Here is an 18,189-nt window from a genome sequence, read left to right on the forward strand (position 1 = left end):
CTTAGATGACGTAGAAGCCGTGGGTGCCGTCGCGTTCCAGCTGGGCGACAAGGCCATATTCCCAGTCGAGATAGGCCTGCATCGCAGCGGCCTTGTTGTCGGTGCCTTCATAGGGGCGCTTGTAGCGTCCCTCCGGCCCGCGCGGCGACGGTGCGCCATCCGGCCCCTTCTCCAGCGTCACGGCCGACCAGTCGACATCGAGCACAGACACATCCCAGCCAAGCTGCGCCAGCCAGGATGCCGTCATGTCGGCACGGGGGCCAAGCGTATCGGTCACGACGATGCGCGCGCCACGCACCGGCGCATTATGGTCGGTTTCCTGCACCAGCTGCCCGCCCTGCGCATTGCGGAAGCCGGGCAGATGGCCGCTTTCATAGTCGCGCGGCTGGCGCACGTCATAGAGATAGAGAGTGCGGGCGGTGTCCGCCTTGAACGTTTCCAGTTCGTTCCAGCCGATACGCTTCACCCCGGCGCGATAGGCGACGTCGCGTGCATGATCACGCGCCTCAATAGCCGCCAGATCATCCACTTCCGGCGCGACACGGGTCTGGCCATTCTCCAGTTCCTGTCCGGCGAGCGTCCAGCCGATCGTGCCGTTGCGCAGCGCAAACACCTTGTTGGGCACGCCGGCATTGACCAGCGACTGGGTGCCGATGATGGAGCGGGTGCGACCGGCGCAATTGACGATGATCGTGGTATCGGGATCGGGCGCGATGGTGCGGGCACGCAGCGCCAGTTCGGCGCCCGGCACGCTGGTCCCGGTCGGGATGCTCATCGTATTATATTCGTCATAGCGGCGGGCATCGAGAATCTTGATGTCGGCCTTTTCGCGGATCAGCGCCTGCACTTCCTCCGCCGCAAGGCTGGGAGTTTGGCGGCGATGTTCGACGAGTTCGCCGAAAGCCTTGCTATAGCTGTTGACGTCCTCGAACAGTTCATAGCCAGCATCCCGCCAGGCAGCGAGGCCGCCATCCAACTCACGGACATGGCTGTAACCCAGCGCTTCCAGACGAACCGCAGCCTTGTGGGCCAGACCTTCGCCATCATCATAGACGATGATCGGCGTATCGAGACGCGGGATGCGCCAGCGCGCTTCCTCATCGATCCGACGCAGCGGGATCTGCGCGGCGAACAGCGGATGGCCCTGCGCAAACTCATGTTCCTCGCGCACGTCGATCACGGCGATTTCGCTACCGACCAGCAGGGCGTGGCGAATGTCTTGCGGCGTGCTGGTCTGAACGCGGTCTAGAATATCAGTGCTCATGGCTTTTTCGATCTGTCCCAGAGATTGGGGATCACGCCATTGGCGTAACCCGAAATGAAGGTCTTGGGCGTGCCATCGCTGGCATAGGTCGCCCGTTCGACAGCGCCGATATTGGCGCCGTAGATATGGATGCTGATGGATGGCCGGTCGGTCAGACCGTTGGTCACGCGATGGATATCGCCAACGCGGGGGGAAACGGCGTCCACCTCCCCCTCGCGCAACAGGTCTTCGCCCTCCGCGATCAGTCCGCCGGTCGGCAGGCGGCGGAAACGCTCCACCTTCTCGACACCACGCAGAACGCCGACCAGACCCCAGACGCTATGATCATGGATGGGCGTCGCCTGCCCCGGCCCCCAGACGAAGCTGACGACACTGAACCGCTCCCGACTGTCGCAATGCAGCAGATATTGCTGATAGCGATCGGGATCGGGACGGGTAAATTCCTCCGGCAGCCAGTCGTCGGTGGCGATCAGGCGAGCGAGCAGCGACCGGCCGCTTTCTAAGATCGCCTGTTCGTCCCGCGTGGCCGCCAGCAGATCGGCAAAGGCGGTGATGAAGCCGCGCAGCCGCCCGATATTGACGGGTGCATCGACCGGGCGTTCCAATGTGGCGAGCGCGCTCATTCCGCCGCCACCGGGAAGGGCAGGACGCCATCGCCATGATCGTCGCCGCCCAGATAGGATAGCAGCTTTTCGCGCAGCCGACCGGCAAAGCTGGCCCGCTCACCGCGCGGGGCGGTGATCCGCTCCTCTGCAACGATCCGGCCCTTGTCCAGCACCAGCACGCGATCGGCGAGCGCGATGGCTTCTTCCACATCGTGGGTTACGATCAGCACGGCGGGCTTGTGCCGGCGCCAGAGCGAAAGAACGAGATCGTGCATCCGATATCGGGTCAGCGCATCGAGAGCGGCGAAAGGCTCGTCAAGCAGCAGCAGCTTGGGTTCGCGCACCAGCGCCCGCGCTAGTGCCACGCGCTGCGCCTCCCCACCCGACAGCGTCAGCGGCCAGGCGTCGAGACGGTGCCCCAGCCCCACTTCCTTGAGTGCAGCCTCGGCCCGATCCCGACCGCCATCGCCCTTCAGGCCCAGCGAGACATTCCTCCAGACCGGCTTCCAGGGCAGCAGGCGCGCATCCTGAAAGACGACCGCCCGCGAATCGGGGACTTCGACATCCTGTCCGCGCACTTCGTCCAGACCGGCCAATGTCCGCAGCAAAGTGGTCTTGCCCGATCCGGACCGGCCCAGCAGCGCGATGAACTCACCCGGCGCGATGTCGAGGTCCAGGCCATCGATGATCGTGTTGGGGCCAAAGCGCCGGGTAAAGCCCCGCAACCGAACGACGGGTTCGGAATGCGGCTGATGTACGGCGCTGTCGATGGTTGAAAAGCCGAGGCGAGCGTCCATGCTTATTGCTCCACTATGCTGGGGCGCCAGATAAGGGCGCGGGCTTCGATGGTGCGGACCAGCCAGTCGGCGCCAAGGCCGAGAATGGCGTAGACCATGAGGCAGACGACGATGATGTCGGTCCGCATGAAATCGCGGGCGTTGTTGATGAGATAGCCAAGGCCCGCCGATGCGTTGATCTGCTCGGCCACGACCAGCACCAGAATGGACACCGACAGGGCGTAGCGCAGGCCAACCAGCAGCGAAGGCAAGGCCGAGGGCAGGACGACATGCCAGATCTGCTCCCAGCGGCTCAACCCGAAGCTCTTGGCCGCATCGAGCAGGCGCAGGTCGACGCTGCGGATGCCGCTATAGAGGTTGAGATAGACCGGGAAGATTGTGCCGAAGGCGATCAACGCCACCTTGGGCGTTTCGCCGATACCGAACCAGACGATGAACAGGGGGGTCAGCGCCAGCGCCGGAATGGTCCGCTTGATCTGCATGAGCGGATCGACCGCCAGTTCGCCGGTGCGGGACAGGCCAGCGACCAGACCCAGCGCCAGACCAAGGCCGACGCCGATCAACAGGCCAGCGGCAACACGGGCGAAGGATACCAGCAGGTTGGATGGCAGCTCGCCGGAGATAGCCATCTCGATCAGCGTCCCCAGCACGGCCGAGGGCGCCGCCAGCGTCCGCTCCGGGATCAGGCCGATGCGCGAGCCCGCTTCCCACAAGAGCAGCAGCACGACTGGCGAAAGCCAGCGCCCGCCAAAGCGTGAAATCGAAAAGCGACGCGCGGGGGCGACGGCCTGTCGCCGCCCCGCGCCGGGAATATCATTGATCGTTACAACCGCCATATCCGGGCCTTTTGTGATGTCCCGTAAAGCCCAACATGAATTGTCTACCTATTCAATTAAGTTTTTCTACCGCCACCTATCAGCATTGATCATAGGTCGCATTTCATCGCCGTTGCGGGGCGGATTGACGGCAAAAATGGCGGTTTTCGGCGCATCAATCGTTCTGGCCAAGTTTTTCCTTGCCTTGACAAATCTCTACTATTTTGATTGATATATAAGTATCGGCGATATGTTAGAAACCCGTTCCCGACCCCGGATCGGCCTTCCCTTTATGAAATGAGGTCTCCCGTGCCGGTCAATTTGCCGACCAACTTGTTGAGAAGCTTCGTTGCGATCGTCGACACCGGGTCGATGCTCAATGCATCGGAACAGGTGTTCGTAACCCAATCCGCCCTCAGCCTTCAGATCAAGCGACTGGAGGAACTGGTACAGCAAACGCTGTTTCTGCGTGAAGGCCGCCGACTCAATCTGACGTCGGCGGGCGATGTGCTGCTTGACTATGCCCGCCGCGTCTTGTTGCTGCATGACGAAGCCGTCGCTGCCGTCAGCGCCGGGCGCTTCGCCGGGCCAGCCCGGATCGGGATGGTGCAGGATTTTGCAGATACGCTGCTCAGCGGGCTGTTGTCGCGCTTTGCCGAACTGCATCCCGATGCGCAAATCTATGCCAGGGTGGCCGGCACCGCTGAATTGCAGACTCTGCTCGACCGGCGCGAACTCGACATATTGCTGGGCTTCGCCGCTCCCAATGACGGCCATGCCGTCACGGTCGCGCCGATGAGCTGGTATGGCGAAAGCGCACTGGCGGATCGGGAGGTCATTCCGCTCGCCGTGCTGGAGCAGCCCTGCCGCTTCCGCGAAGCCGCTATTCGCGGACTGGAGGATGCCGGGCTGCAATGGCGGATCGCGGTGGAAACGCCCAATCTGGCGACGCTGAAAGCCGCGGTTGGCGCGGGCCTGGGCATTACCTGCCGCACTCATTTGTTCCTGGGTGAAGGCGCGACGCTGGAACATGACCGGTTGCCGCCCCTGCCTCGCGTCGCCGCGATCCTGCGCGCAGGCGACAAGCTGGACAAGGCAGCCCACCGCCTTGCCGAACTGGCGCGCGAAACGGTGCAGGCGCTTTGACGGGTCAGGCCCTTCCTCGGAAGGGCCTCTGCGACACTGTGAACTTCGCTCAATATCCCCGAACCGGATCGACAATGTCACTTGGTGCCTCGCCCCGCGCAAAACGGGAAATATCATCCCGCACCTTTTCCAGCAGCCGATGCCGCACCAGCGTATGGTTGCTGGAAATATGCGGAGTCAGGCGAACCCTGGGATGGGTGTAGAGGGCATGGCCCTCCGGCAATGGTTCGGGATCGGTCACGTCCAACGTAGCAAAGCCCGGCCCGCTATCGTCCCGGTCCAGTGCCCGCATCAGCGCGTCCTGATCGATGACAGAGCCCCGTGCAACATTGATGATATGAGCGCCGGGCTTCACTTTCGCCAACAGGGCGTCATCGAACAGATGCCGCGTTTCTGCGGTAGCTGGCACGGCAATGACGATATGATCCGACCGGGCCACCAGCGCCTCGACATCGGCGACATTCTCGACGCCGCTGACACTGGATTGCGCGCCCGATCGACGCAGGCCGACGACCTGCGCGCCCAGCGCCAGCCCTCGCCGCGCTACCGCCTGTCCGATCGCGCCCAGCCCGACGATACCGATCGTCGTGCCCGACACCCGGCCCAGCGGCACATTGATCCACTGCGCACGCGATCGGGCGGTCACCGCCTCCAGATTCTTGGCATGGGCATAGATGGCGGCGATCACATAATCGGCGATCTCATCCGCCGCGACCCCTCGCCCGCAGGTGACCAGCGGCGCATCGAGCAGCCAAGGCGGATAGAAATCGATCCCGGCCGATGCGCTGTAAACCCATTTCAACCGACCAGGCCAGGCAGGCGGCGGCGTTGCCAGAGGTTGCCGCCATGCCGGCGAAGGCCGGATCAACAGCACATCGGCTTCTGTGGCCGCCGCCCAGGGCTCTTCCTCCGCGACGTCGATCAGGATCGGCGCAATCGGGTGCTGGCCAAGGCCATGATTGAAATCGGCGTCAAGCTGGCTGGCGATGATGAGTGACATATCAGTTCCCAAAGGCCGCGCGACCGGCGGCAATCAATATGGTGTCGGTGTGCAGACGATGATGCGCCTAAACCGGGATAGCGTGTTGAGGGCAGATCATCATGACGCCGCTTCGGAGATTTGCCCAAGCATCTGCCGGAAAGGGCAAACGGTTGTAGATTTTGCTACCCTGCAGAACGGTATTGGTTCGCTTTGGAAGAATCTTCACCAACATGCTCGCTCGCTCCAGTCAAGTTATCCGGCTGCTGGAGGCGGCACGGAAGCACGAGACGGGCGAGGGATATATGAGAATGTTGGCATTCACATCTTAATATTTCTCAATAATATCATGTAAAATATCATTTGATCATGCAGCAAAATATCTGGGATTGAAAATCCAAAGATAGAATAATTTTTCTTCTGAGTAAGGAATATTTTTACATAATGTCGACCGTACATGCCTTGCGGCCAAAATATGTTTCGGATGAGATACTCTCAACGTTACGAGACCGTTTCGCCATAACCGTTGCGGATCATGACCGGGATGCCTCTTTTCCTTTCGAAAATTTTGCAGCTCTACATGAGCATGGGCTTCTGGCCCTGACTGTCGCGGAAGAGAGGGGCGGTTCCGGCGCTGGGCTTGGGGAAGCGTGCCGTGTTGTGCGAGAGATTGCGAAGGGCGACCCTTCAACAGCGCTTGTCCTCATCATGCAATATATGGTCCACGCCGACGTCAGGGGTAAAGATCGCTGGCCTCCTCATATTCGCCGCAAAATCGAGACTGAGGCGGTGTCGCGGGGCGCTCTTGCAAATGCTCTTCGCGTGGAGCCAGAGCTCGGCACGCCTTCACGCGGAGGACTGCCTGCGACTATAGCCCGGCGGAATGGGGAAGGCTGGCTGGTTTCCGGCCATAAGCTCTTCTCCACTGGCAGTCCCATCCTAAGCTACATGATCGTGTGGGCGCGCACCGAAGACGACGATCCACTGGTCGGCTACTTCCTCGTGCCCAGCGATAGCCCCGGAATATCCATCGAAAAGACTTGGAACCACGCTGGCATGCGGGCCAGCGGCAGTCATGACGTCATTCTGGAGAATGTGACAATTCCACTGGACCATGCCGTGGACTTGCGTCGGCCGGATGAGTGGAATGAAGAAAATTCCCTTCAAGTCGCATGGATGGTTGGCCTTATGGGCAGTCTCTATGATGCGGTGGCGCAGCAAGGACGCGACTGGTTCGCTCAGTTCGCCCGCACTCGGACGCCTTCAAATCTGGGGGCTCCCCTGTCCACGCTCTATCGCTATCAGGAATTACTGGGTCGCATTGACGCACTTTTGCTGAATAATCGTCTTTTACTACAGGATTTGACGCGTCGCGCAGAAGCAGGGGCGCCATTGCCTTCGTCGGAAACGTTTCTGCTCAAATATCTCATTACCGGCAACGCCATTGATGCAGTGGCGCTCGCGATCGAGGCAACGGGCAATCCGGGGCTGACACGTAACAATCCGCTCGAGCGATATTATCGCGACGTGTTGTGCAGCCGTGCTCATGCTCCCCAAAATGATTCGATCCTGTCTCTTGCAGGTCGAACTGGCTTTAATCGTAGCTGAAATAAACAAGTTAGCCGTGCGAACCAAGTAATACCAACCTGCGCATTGCCTGACTCACGGGGGATTCCCAAGGGGGTGAAAATCTGAATCAATGGGGCTGAGACTTTGGCGTGCGGCACCATGGGTTCAGCGATCGGCTTGCGGGAAGATTTTGACGGGGCGACGCTGCGACGGTTGTCGCGGACTACGAAGAGCGCGAACCAAGCGCGGCGGTCGTTGGCATTGGCCGAGATTTACGACGGAGGCAGCCGCAGTGCCGCGGCTCGCATCGGCGGAGTTGGCCTTCAGATTGTGCGTGACTGGGTGATCCGGTTCTATGCCTGCGGCCCCGATGGATTGCTGGATGGCAAAGCGCCTGGCCCCCGTTCACGGCTGAACGATGCGCAGCGCCAGGCACTGGTCGATGTCGTCGGGAGCGGCCCGATCCCGGCAATCCACGGGGTGGTGCGTTGGCGGCTGATCGATCTGGCTCAGTGGCTCTATGACGAGTTTGCCGTCTCGCTCGACGAGACCACCATCAGCCCCGAGCTGAAGAAGTTGGGGTACGTCAGCGACCTCGCCACCATGCCCAGGACGAACATGCCATGGAAGCCTTCAAAAAAGGGGCTTCGCTGCCGAGCTGGCAAAGGTCAACGCCATCCTCTCGATGGGCACGCTCATAGAGATATGGTTCCAGGACGAGGCGCGTGCGGGCCAGAAGCGGAACGCGGCCATCGGCACCGAAGGATCAACGGACGAAATCAGCCTATATCTTTGGTGCGATCTGCCCGAAACTGGACAAAGGCGCCGGGCTTGTCCTGCCCTTTTGCAATACCGATACCATGTCATTGCATCTGGCCGAAATATCCCTTGCCGTCGCGCCGGGTGCCCACGCGGTTGTGCTGATGGACCAGGCTGGTGGCACATGACCGGCAAGCTCGATGTCCCGCAAAACATCAGCATTGTCGCGCTCCCGGCCAAATGCCCCGAACTCAACCCGATCGAAAACATCTGGCAGTTCATGCGCGACAACTGGCTTTCCAACCGCGTCTTCCCATCCTACGAAAACATTGTCGACCTCTGCTGTGAAGCTTGGCACAAGTTCGTCGATCAGCCTTGGCGCATCATGACCATCGGACGCCGTAAATGGACGTGAAAGTCATGATCGGCGCAGGTGGGCATTAGAGACCGTATAGGCAAAATTTGCCTGTCAACTTAAGTCTATTCGGCAGAATATATGAAGTATTATTGATATATATTTTGTATATGATCAGTGTATTTTCTATTGTGATGATAGCATAATCGTCGAAATATTCTATAATGGTCTGGCTGAAGATAGGCATACGGTATAGTTGCGGACAGCAGGCGGCCACTGCACACCGGTAGCGGCGAAGGCTGGCTTCTGGGCGCGCAGTCGCCGAGCTTTACGGCCGTAAACGCCGTCTGCGGGGTTCGCGAATGGCGGAAGAGCGGTTCAACTTAGACCAAACCGCAAAGTGGAGACATATCGCATTCTGCTCTGATGATCGGCATGGGATGATCCCATTTTCGTTCCTGCACTTCGATGAGACATCTGTTCGATCAGAGTGGCAGACCACGACTGCCCGACAAAGTATATATAAGTGATTGTATAATTTTATATTTTGAGAGTTTCAGTCCCTCTCGCGTCTTATAAGGTAGACATGATGATAAGGGCTGTGATCGGAGAGCCGGGCCGACAGCCAGTCAAGCCGCGCATCGCCATCCGCCGCGAAGGCGGCATCGGCGGCCAGTTTCGCTTCAAATTCCTGCCGCATCTGCGGATCGGCGGCGAGCAAAGCCTCCGCGATCGGCGCGCGCACGAAATCTTCTGCGCCAGGTGGTGCAGCAAGAATTTCCGGGAAGAAGCCCCAGGCGAGGAAGCTGTCCTGGCTTTCGGGTTCCAGCAGCGCTGCCGCCAGCAGACCGAGCGGCTGGTCGGCAGGCACGCGCACCGTGCCGGCGGGCAGCGTTTCCGTCACATTCTCATGCAGCAGTTTCGTATCCAGCGGGATGCGCGCATCCCGCACCGGCATTGATTGCGGGTCGACCAGCCGCACCCGATCGAGCGCCAGCGTGCGCGGCGCGTCCAGCACCTCATAACGGATACCGTGGAGCGTCAGCCGGTCGATCACATCGGCCTGCCCTGCCGGTATCCACCATGCCCTGGGCAGGCGCACCGTCTCGACCGGCTCCTGGCCGATGATCGGCATCCGCCAGTTGACCGGGCGGCCCAGCCATTTCTGTTCCCTGCGCCCGCTCGCAGGCGAGACATAGGTGTCGAAGGCGATCCCCTTGAAGCGTTCGACCCAGCCGATCGGCTGCGCGGCGGGCTTCCAGCGGGTGAGCATCTCCACCGGGCGTGATGCCCGGTCGCTGGCCTTGACGCTGGCAATCTGCGCAGCGTCCTGCCCCGCCAGCTTCAGCGCCGCCTCCAGCAGGACATAAGTGCCCAGCACCCGCTGGCGATAGGGCTTCATCATATGGTTTTCGACCAGCACGGTCGGCACGCCGATGAAATCGCCATAGCCGGTCGAATAGCGCGGTCCTTCAGGCGCCTGACGGATGCCCTTGGTCGGTTCGCGGGTGTCGATCGGGCTGGGATAGATGGTGGGAACATGGCCCGCCTTTTCCAGCGCCGCCGTCACGCTTGGCCCGAACCGCCCCTGAAGCCAGTCAGCGGTGGCGCGATGATAGGCATAGCGGCCCCAGCCGGCATAGGTGAAGGTAATGTCATATTGCATGTCGAACCCGTCGCTGACATGGCAATCGAGATAGAGGATCGGGTCGAGCCGACGCAGCAGGCGGATCATCGCCCGGCTTTCGGGCGCGTCCGCTTTCGAATAGTCGCGGTTCAGGTTGATGTTGCGGCTGTTGCCGACATAGCCCTTTTCCGCCGGGCCGCGCAGTGCCGGGAAGTTCCAGCGGCTCATCTTCTCATGCCCGTCGATATTATAGACCGGCACGAACACCAGATCGACCTTGTCGAGCAGGCTGTCCTTGCCGCGCAGCGCGATGTCGCGCAGCAGCATCAGGCCCGCATCCTTGCCATCGATCTCGCCCGCATGGATACCGGCCTGCACCAGCACGACCGGCTTGCCCGGCCCGCCCTTGCTGGCGCGGACGAGCAGCATGTCACGCCCTTCGCCCGTGCGACCGAAGGTTTCGAGGTTGATGAAGGGCGACGCCGCGTCCAGCCGCTTCAGCCACGCCTCGACCGCAGCATAGCGCGGCGTGGTGGTGAACGCTGCCTGCTCCGCCGGGGTGATCCAGGGATCATCCTTGCCGACGACCAATTTCTCGCTGGCGCCGGACCAGGGCAAGGCTGGCGGCAACACGGACGCGGGTAGTCCCGGCAGCGGCGCAGAAGTCGGCTGCTGCGCGAGGGCGGTGCCAGCGACGCACAGGGCCGCAGCGCCCAGAAAGCGCGTCATCGTCTTGATCATGTCTCTATCCCTCCGGTTCAGAAGCGGGCGCGCACGCCGATGGTGGCGGTGCGCGGCGTGCCGGGCTGCACCCAGACCGAGCTGTAGCTGCTGGCATACCATGTCTCGTTGAACAGGTTGCTGATGGTCCCGAACAGTTCGACGCCCTCGATCATATCGACGCTGCCGAACAGGCGGAACAGGGTGTGCGACGGCAGCGTGAAGTCCGTTCCCGTCTCGCCCAGCCGTTTGCCGACATATTGCATGCCCGCGCCCAGTTGCGCCCCGCGCCCGGCAAATTCGAAGTGCTTGGCGACCTGGATGTTGAGATTGTGGTCGGGAATGTTGATCAGTCTGTCGCCCGGCAGGATCTGGGTGGCGAAATTGGGATCGTTCACCGCTTCCCGCGCCTCGGCATCGGTATAGGCGTAGCTCAGCAGGATATCGATGTCGCCGGGCAGATGGCCGTTCACGTCCAGTTCCACGCCGCGACTGCGCGCTTTGCCGATGGCGACGGAAAAGCCCGGATTATTATTGTCGCTGGCCAGCACATTGTCCTTGGTCAGCTGATAGACCGACAGGGTGCCGGTCAGCGCGCCGCCCAGCGCGGTCAGCTTCATGCCGGCTTCAATAGATTCACTGGTTTCCGGGTCGAAGATAGCATTGTTGAAATCGGCGCCGACATTGGCGCGATAGCCCTGACCATAAGCGGCATAGAGGGTGACCGGATCGCTCAGTTCATAGACGATGCCGGCCTGCGGGCTGAACCGTTCATATTTGCGCTGGTTGTAGCGATTGGCCTCCGCAAGCAGGCGATTGTCGACCTTCAGCGTCAGATTGTCGTAGCGGCCACCGAGGCGGATTTGCAGCCGGTCGGTCAGTTCGATCTGGTCCTGCACATAGAAGCCGAAACTGCGCTGGGTATCGAGACGGTTGGTCAGCACCGACGTCACGGGCAGCGGATATTGGCCATAGACCGGATTGTCGATGTCGATGACATAGCCGGCCTGATCGCTCGGGTTCGTACTGACGGCCGGAGGACGGAAGCGGGTGAAATAATTGTCATATTCGAACTGGTCGAAATCACCGCCGATCAGCACGCGATGGCGCAGCGACCCCGTCTCGAAATTGCCCGCCAGCTCTGCGCGGACCACGCTATGTTCCGCATCATAGCGGCGCGAGCGGCGCTGGCGCGACAGGGAATGACCGTCGACATACAGCTCCTGGCGCGAGGCCGTCTGCTCCGCGTCGGACGAGAAGCCGGTGAGCAGCGTGTCGCGATGGCTTGCCCCGACCAGCAGGCTCCAGTCGTCACTGAACTGATGGTCGAGCCGCAACTGGTGGCCAGTGGCGCGGGCAATCGTGTCACCATCCCCCGGCTCGCCCAGAAAGCGCGACCGCGGCACGGTGTTGAAATCAGTGTTCAGAACGACGATACCGCGATCGAACGGCACTTCCACGCGGGTCCATTCGAAATCATAGGTGAGGCGTGTCCGGTCGCCCAGCGCGACCCCGATCGAAGGCAGGAAGCCCCAGCGTGTCTGCGACACATAATCGCGGAACGTGTCGCCCTTCTCATAATAGCCGATCAGTCGCGCGGTGATGCCGCCGGTCAGTGCCAGATTGGCATCGGCGTCGGCGCGGAAGCGATCATAGCTGCCATATTGCAGCGATCCGGTGCCGAAGGTCCGGCCGATTTCCGCCTGCTTGGTCACGAGGTTGATCGTGCCGCCCGGCTCGCCGCGACCGATCAGCGCCGCCGCCGGGCCTTTCAGAATCTCGACCCGCTCGATCCCGGCTACATCGCGCTGGCCGCCAAAACCGCGCCCGGCGTTGAAGCCGTTGACCAGATAGCCGCTCGGCAGATTTTCATCGCCGGCAAAGCCGCGAATGGCGAAGCTGTCCCACAGGCCGCCCAATGTATTCTGGCGCGCTACGGAAGCATTCATGTCCAGCGCATCGGTCAGCCGCAGGATAGCATTTTGTTGCAGCGTCTCGCCGCTGATCTCGGTAATCGCCTGCGGAATTTCCTTTACCGCGAAATCGCCGCGATAGGCCTGGCGCGCGCCGGTAACGGTGATGGCGCCCTCCCCCTCCTGCACATGATGGATCGCGTCACCAGTCTGGGTCTGGGCCTGCGCCGCAACACAAGCCAGACCAGCGGCCAGCGGCAGGGCGCAGGCGATGTGGCGGAAACGGCGAGAACGGGCGGATGCAGCGCGCGGGCGCGGCAGGAACTGGATCGACATAATTTCCCCTGACTGAAATGAGACAGAATCTCATTCGCGGCAGGCCCTAGGGGAGCCGGGTCACAGCCGTCAATGGAAATGTTATATTATTTCATTGACAGATTGCTGCATCGGCGAAATGCTTTCGGCGAAAATCCGAGGAGCCCCATTCATGTCCCTGACCGCCACCGGCCAGCGCATTCATTTGTCCGACGTCACCCTGTCCTATGGCAGCCAGCCTGTGTTGCGCGGGCTGACCCTGCATGTCGATGCGGGGGAGATTTATGCACTGCTGGGCGGCAATGGCGCGGGCAAATCGACCACCATGTCGACCCTGCTGGGCTTCGCCCGGCCCGATAGCGGCACCGTGCTGGTCGCAGGGCATGATCCGGCGGCGGAGCCGGACAAGGCGCGGGAACAGATTGCCTATGTGCCGGAAAATGTTGCGCTCTATGAGCATCTGACGGCGCGGGAAAATGCGGCCTATCTGCTGGCGCTCGCCGGGCGCCATCCTGCGCGGGACGCGATCGACGGCGCGTTCGAGGCGACGGGGTTGCAATCCGCCGCCTGGGACAAAAGGCTGGGTGGCTTTTCCAAGGGGATGCGGCAGAAAGTGGCGATCGCCATCGCCCTGCTGCGCGAAGTGCCGGTGCTGTTGCTGGACGAACCTTCCTCCGGCCTTGACCCGCGCGCTACGGCCGATTTCAACAGGCTGGTGCACGATGTCGCGCGCAAGGGCGCGGCGGTGCTGATGGTCACGCATGATCTGTTGTCCGCCGCTGACATTGCCGACCGCATCGGTTTCCTGGAATCCGGGCGGATCGTCGACGAAGCATCGGCGCAGGGCGAGGAACGGTTCGACGTGCGCGAACTGCACCGCAAATTCGCGCGGGAGGTTGCCGCCGCATGAGCGCCATCACCCTGATCGCGCACGACGAACTGCGGTTGATGCGGCGCAACCGCGTCGCCCTCGTCGCCTTCGCGTTGCTGGTGCTGCTAACCTTGGCGGCCGCGCTCATCAGTTGGTCCCACCAGCAGTCGATCACAGAAACCCGCGCTCGCTTTCAGGCGCAGGCAGCCAAGGAATTCGAGGCGCAACCCGACCGGCATCCGCACCGCATGGTGCATTTCGGCAATTTCATCTTTCGCCCGCTGGGGCCGCTGGCCGCCTTCGATCCGGGTATCGACGCCTTTACCGGCAACAGCATGTTCCTGGAGGGGCATCGGCAGAACAGCGCCAATTTTGGCGATGTCCGCCAATCCTCGCTGCTGGTCCGGTTCGGCCAGTTGACCCCCGCCTTCGTCTTGCAGGTGATCGCGCCGCTGCTACTGATCTTCCTTGGCTATGGCGCCGTGGCGCGGGAGCGGGAACGCGGGACGTTGCGGCAAATGCTGGTGCAGGGCGTGTCCGCGCGCGCGCTCGTCATGGGAAAGCTGCTGGCGCTGGGTTTGGTCGCGGCACTGGTCGGCTTGCCCGCCATGATCGCTTTTCTGCTGATAGCAGGGCAGCCGGGCGCGCTGGCCGGGCCAATGCTGGTCATTGCTCTGGGCTATGCCGCCTATTTGACACTGTGGGCGATCATTGTAATCCTCGTGTCTGCGATGGTGCGGCGCGGGCGGGACGCGCTGCTGGCGCTGCTGGCGCTCTGGGCCGTGCTGGTCATCCTGCTGCCCCGCGTCGCACCGGATTTCGCCGCGCAGGCCCATGCCCTGCCCACCCGGCTGGAAACCGACATCGCCATCGCGCACGACCTCCACAAGCTCGGCGACAGCCACAATCCCGACGATCCCTTCTTCAAGGCGTTCAAGGAAAAGACGCTGCGCCACTATGGCGTCACCCGTGTCGAGGATCTGCCGGTCAATTATAATGGCATGTTGGGGATCGAGGGCGAAAAGCTTACCTCCGGCCTGTTCGACGATTATGCCGACCGCAGCTTCGCCATTCAGGCGGCGCAAAGCCGTATGACCGACGGCTTCGGCATCGTCAGCCCGGCCATTTCGCTGCGGCAATTGTCGATGGCGGCGGCGGGCACCGACCTCGCCGGCCATCGCCGTTTCATTACGCAGGCAGAGACCTATCGCTATGACATGGTGCAGCGATTGAACCGGCTTCAGGCCGAAGCCGTCAGCTATGCCGACGACAAGGCGAAGGATGCAGGTGCCGATCAGCGCAAGCGCATCTCCGCCGATCATTGGCACGCCATCCCGCAATTCCACTTCCAGCCGGCCAGCGCCGCCGATCTGGTGAAAGCCAGTCTGCCCGGCCTTGGCCTGCTGCTCGCCTGGCTGGTCGTCGCCGCGCTGGCGCTGCTGCCCGCCGTCTGCCATCTTCAGAAAGCCCGTCCATGATCCTCCTCACTCACGAATTGCGCCTGTTGCTCCGATCGCGCATGGCGGTGCTGACGTTGCTGCTGGTCGCCCTGCTCTCCATCGCCGCGGTGGTGGCGGGCATGGCGGAGGTCGCCCGGCAGCGCGACATCATCGCCCGTATCCAGCCCAAGCAAGCGCAGGATATCGCCAGCGTCGCGGCATGGGTCGGCAAGACGAAGGATGCGGGCAGCGCCGCCTATTACAGCTTTCACGCGACATGGGATGCGCCCGCGCCGCTCGCTTTCGCAGCGCTCGGCCTGCGCGACGTTGCCCCCTATATATTGCGGGTTCGCGCACTAGGGCTGGAGGCGCAGCTTTATGATGGGGAAGCGTTCAATCCCGAACTCGCCCTGCCCGGCCGTTTCGATTTCGCCTTCGTACTGGTCTATCTGACGCCGCTGTTCGCGATCGCGCTGTGCCATGATCTGGTGTCGGGCGAGCGGGAAGCGGGCCGCCTGCGCATGCTGAACGCGATCGCCGGGTCGGGGCGGCATTTATGGGCACGCCGGGTGCTGCTGCGGGGCGTCCTGCTGTTCGTGGCGCTGGCCGTGCCGCTGACGATCGGCGCGATCCTGTCGCAGCTGTCGGGCGGCACATTGCTGGCGGTGCTGGGACTGGTGGCACTCTATCTCGCCTTCTGGATCGGCCTGACGCTGCTGATCGGTAGGCTGCGCTGGACGTCGGTCGCCAATGCGGCGACGCTGGCTGGCTTGTGGTTGGTGCTGACGCTGATCCTGCCCACAGTCGCCCATGTCGCGATCAATCAGGCCATTCCGGTCGGTCAGGGCGTGGAACTGACGCTGGCCCAGCGGGAGGCAGTGAACCGCGCTTGGGACATTCCGCGCGAGGACACGATGCGCGCCTTTTACGCCAACCATCCCGAATGGAAGGACAGCCCGCCGCTGACCGCGGCCTTCCACTATAAATGGTATCTCGCCTTTCATCAGGTCGGCGACGAAAGCGTCGCGCCTCAAGTCTCCGCCTACCGGAAAGGTATGGAAGCGCGGGATGCGGCCGCTCACAATATCGGCTGGCTGCTGCCGTCGGTCGGTGTGCAGTCGGTCCTTGCCCGCCTGGCAGATACCGACATGCAGGCCCAACTCGCCTATCAGGATCGCATCCGCGCCTTCCACGCGCGGCTGCGCAACTTCTATTATGGCTACCTTTTCACCGACAAACCCTTCGGCAAAGCCGACTTCGACAAGGCGCCTGCTTTCTCGTCGCTGGACCGGTGAGTATAGTTGTCCAGATCGTCGCCCACCGGCGCAATGAAGGCTATGACAGATCGGACAATGGTTGAACTGCGCGTTGGGCAGAAAGCTGTCCGCCACTATGCAACTTAGGCACGAACTTCCATTGCAGGAAATCCGCGCGGGCAGCGTAGTAGGATGGATATAGGCCTTCGTCCGGGCAAGGTTGCCTCTGAGCCTGGAAGCTCCTTCAGCGAATAGGAATGTGCCTGACGGACATGGGACGCGGTCGTACGCAAGGGAATGACATCCTTCACCTTGTGAGAGTCTGTTTGGAAATGCGCCTCTGGCGCATCCGACTGCTCTTCATGGCTCGATATGCGAGGCTTTGTTCAACCTCATGATGGAGACAGCATCGAGCGGATCGCCTTTCTCAAAGCAATGATATCTGTCGCGCTATTGAACAAGGCGGGCGTAACACGCACACAGGCACCATGGGCTGGCCCGTCCCGATGCACCGTGAATATCCGATGGTCGTCCAGCAGACGCTTGGCCACCGCCACATTGTCCTGCAAGCTCGTCCGCCCCGCCAGACGGAAGGACGTGATGCCGCCGTGCAACCGCGGATCGGCTGGCGTCAATATCTCCAGCCCATTCATCCCGCGCAGGGACTCTGCCCACAGGTCGCGAAGATGGCGTAGCCGTGCCGCCCGGGCAGCGTCACCGATCGCATCCTGGAAATCGAGCGCAGCCGGCACCGTCAGTTGTGCCGCGAAATCGACCGTGCCGGTGTGCACGCGCGAATAAGTGCTGGCGGTAAAAGGCGGGCTGTTTGCGCTATCCGGATCGATCAGTTCGATCTTGTCCCTGCGAATATAGATCACGCCCACACCTAGCGGCGTACCCCACCATTTGTGCAGGTTGAAGCCGATGAAATCGGCATCCAGATCTGCCGGACGGAAATCGAGCTGACCCCAGCTATGCGCCGCATCGACGATCGCATCGACACCGCGCGCCCGCGCCATCGCCACGATCTCCTTCACCGGAATGACCAGGCCGGTGCGATGGCTCAGATGGGTGAGCAGGATCAGGCGAATCTTCGAATTGGCCTTGAGCGCAGCCTCATAGGCGTCGATCAGTCCCTGATAGGTGGCTGGCTCAGGTAGGGCGATCCGCACCACATCCACGCCCCGGCTATGCTTGAGCGTATCGAAACAGGCCTGCATGCTGTCATAGTCAAGATCGGCCTGAAGCACGGCATCGCCTGGCCGCAGCCGGTTATAACCGCCGATCAGCGACTTCAGCGCTTCGGTCGCATTGCGGGTGAAGGCGATTTCCTGGGGGCTGACGCCCATCTTCGCCGCGACGCGATCGCGCACCGCGATCAGGTCCGGGGTCAGGCCGCGCCGGGCATAATAGCTGGTTTCGCGATTGACCCGGCGCACGGCTGCCTCATAGCGTTCAATCACGGGCTGGGCCATCATCCCCCAATTCCCGTTTTCAAGCTGGATAACCTCGCGGGTGACGTCATATTGGGCCGCGATCCCGGCCCAATATGCTTCATCATCGGGTCGCCCCGAATCGGTCGGCAGGGCGACGGCGCGCCCTGCGACCGGCACGACGGCCGCCCCGATCATCATCTGCCTGCGGCTGATTTTCATGTCCCGTGCCTAGAGTCGGATGACATCAGATTGATCCGTATCCGGAATTGATGAGATATTTGCGGCATTCTGCGGGACTGAAAGCATCGAGCAGCGATCCGATG

The 18,189-nt window shown here is 61.9% G+C and carries 14 protein-coding genes and 1 pseudogene; 7 read left to right on the forward strand and 8 right to left on the reverse strand.

The features are described from left to right. Position 1: 1 nt before the first annotated feature. The 4 genes from BMX92_RS10270 to BMX92_RS10285 are packed head-to-tail and all read right to left on the reverse strand — an operon-like array spanning position 2 to position 3,502. Positions 2 to 1,264, reverse strand: a complete 1,263-nt coding sequence (locus tag BMX92_RS10270) for a rhodanese-like domain-containing protein (protein ID WP_093016003.1) — start codon at positions 1,262 to 1,264, stop codon at positions 2 to 4. Beyond that, complete coding sequence (locus BMX92_RS10275) at positions 1,261 to 1,887, reverse strand: cysteine dioxygenase family protein (RefSeq protein WP_093016006.1); 627 nt, start codon at positions 1,885 to 1,887, stop codon at positions 1,261 to 1,263. The genes BMX92_RS10270 and BMX92_RS10275 overlap by 4 nt, the downstream gene beginning before the upstream one ends. Beyond that, positions 1,884 to 2,666, reverse strand: coding sequence for an ABC transporter ATP-binding protein (locus tag BMX92_RS10280; protein WP_093016009.1), 783 nt, complete (start codon positions 2,664 to 2,666; stop codon positions 1,884 to 1,886). The genes BMX92_RS10275 and BMX92_RS10280 overlap by 4 nt, the downstream gene beginning before the upstream one ends. A 2-nt stretch (positions 2,667 to 2,668) precedes the next feature. Then, positions 2,669 to 3,502: an ABC transporter permease gene (locus tag BMX92_RS10285; protein ID WP_256213362.1), complete on the reverse strand. Its 834-nt coding sequence runs from the start codon at positions 3,500 to 3,502 to the stop codon at positions 2,669 to 2,671. Between the two features lie 16 nt (positions 3,503 to 3,518). Between BMX92_RS10285 and BMX92_RS26910 the strand changes: the two genes are divergently transcribed. After that, entirely contained in the window at positions 3,519 to 3,713 is a 195-nt protein-coding gene (locus BMX92_RS26910; protein ID WP_143066757.1) for a hypothetical protein, read from the forward strand. A gap of 77 nt (positions 3,714 to 3,790) precedes the next feature. After that, entirely contained in the window at positions 3,791 to 4,627 is an 837-nt protein-coding gene (locus tag BMX92_RS10290; RefSeq protein ID WP_093016011.1) for a LysR substrate-binding domain-containing protein, read from the forward strand. Between the two features lie 49 nt (positions 4,628 to 4,676). Here BMX92_RS10290 and BMX92_RS10295 read toward each other — a convergent pair whose 3' ends face one another. Next, the gene (locus tag BMX92_RS10295) at positions 4,677 to 5,627 is read right to left on the reverse strand and encodes a D-isomer specific 2-hydroxyacid dehydrogenase family protein (RefSeq protein ID WP_093016013.1); all 951 of its coding nucleotides are present in this window, start codon (positions 5,625 to 5,627) and stop codon (positions 4,677 to 4,679) included. Positions 5,628 to 6,050: 423 nt separating this feature from the next. On the opposite strand from BMX92_RS10295, the gene BMX92_RS10300 reads away from it, so the two are divergent. After that, a complete protein-coding gene (locus BMX92_RS10300; RefSeq protein WP_093016016.1) occupies positions 6,051 to 7,214 on the forward strand; it encodes an acyl-CoA dehydrogenase family protein in 1,164 nt (387 codons plus the stop codon). Positions 7,215 to 7,334: 120 nt separating this feature from the next. Beyond that, positions 7,335 to 8,349: pseudogene (locus BMX92_RS10305) on the forward strand (IS630 family transposase). Positions 8,350 to 8,845: 496 nt separating this feature from the next. Here the strand turns inward: BMX92_RS10305 and BMX92_RS10310 are convergent. Then, positions 8,846 to 10,657, reverse strand: a complete 1,812-nt coding sequence (locus BMX92_RS10310) for a M14 family metallopeptidase (RefSeq protein WP_093016019.1) — start codon at positions 10,655 to 10,657, stop codon at positions 8,846 to 8,848. A 17-nt stretch (positions 10,658 to 10,674) separates the two neighbouring features. After that, on the reverse strand, positions 10,675 to 12,885 hold the full coding sequence (locus BMX92_RS10315; RefSeq protein ID WP_093016022.1) for a TonB-dependent siderophore receptor: 2,211 nt from the start codon (positions 12,883 to 12,885) through the stop codon (positions 10,675 to 10,677). Positions 12,886 to 13,036: 151 nt separating this feature from the next. On the opposite strand from BMX92_RS10315, the gene BMX92_RS10320 reads away from it, so the two are divergent. The 3 genes from BMX92_RS10320 to BMX92_RS10330 are packed head-to-tail and all read left to right on the forward strand — an operon-like array spanning position 13,037 to position 16,469. Continuing rightward, the gene (locus BMX92_RS10320) at positions 13,037 to 13,774 is read left to right on the forward strand and encodes an ABC transporter ATP-binding protein (RefSeq protein WP_093016025.1); all 738 of its coding nucleotides are present in this window, start codon (positions 13,037 to 13,039) and stop codon (positions 13,772 to 13,774) included. After that, positions 13,771 to 15,213, forward strand: a complete 1,443-nt coding sequence (locus BMX92_RS10325; protein ID WP_093016028.1) for an ABC transporter permease — start codon at positions 13,771 to 13,773, stop codon at positions 15,211 to 15,213. Before BMX92_RS10320 ends, BMX92_RS10325 begins: the two co-directional genes overlap by 4 nt. Beyond that, the gene (locus BMX92_RS10330; RefSeq protein ID WP_093016031.1) at positions 15,210 to 16,469 is read left to right on the forward strand and encodes a DUF3526 domain-containing protein; all 1,260 of its coding nucleotides are present in this window, start codon (positions 15,210 to 15,212) and stop codon (positions 16,467 to 16,469) included. The genes BMX92_RS10325 and BMX92_RS10330 overlap by 4 nt, the downstream gene beginning before the upstream one ends. A 353-nt stretch (positions 16,470 to 16,822) precedes the next feature. Here BMX92_RS10330 and BMX92_RS10335 read toward each other — a convergent pair whose 3' ends face one another. Beyond that, a complete protein-coding gene (locus tag BMX92_RS10335) occupies positions 16,823 to 18,085 on the reverse strand; it encodes an aminotransferase class V-fold PLP-dependent enzyme (RefSeq protein ID WP_093016035.1) in 1,263 nt (420 codons plus the stop codon). Positions 18,086 to 18,189 lie beyond the last annotated feature (104 nt).

Source organism: Sphingobium sp. YR768 (assembly GCF_900111125.1).
In the GTDB taxonomy this organism is placed as follows: Bacteria; Pseudomonadota; Alphaproteobacteria; order Sphingomonadales; family Sphingomonadaceae; genus Sphingobium.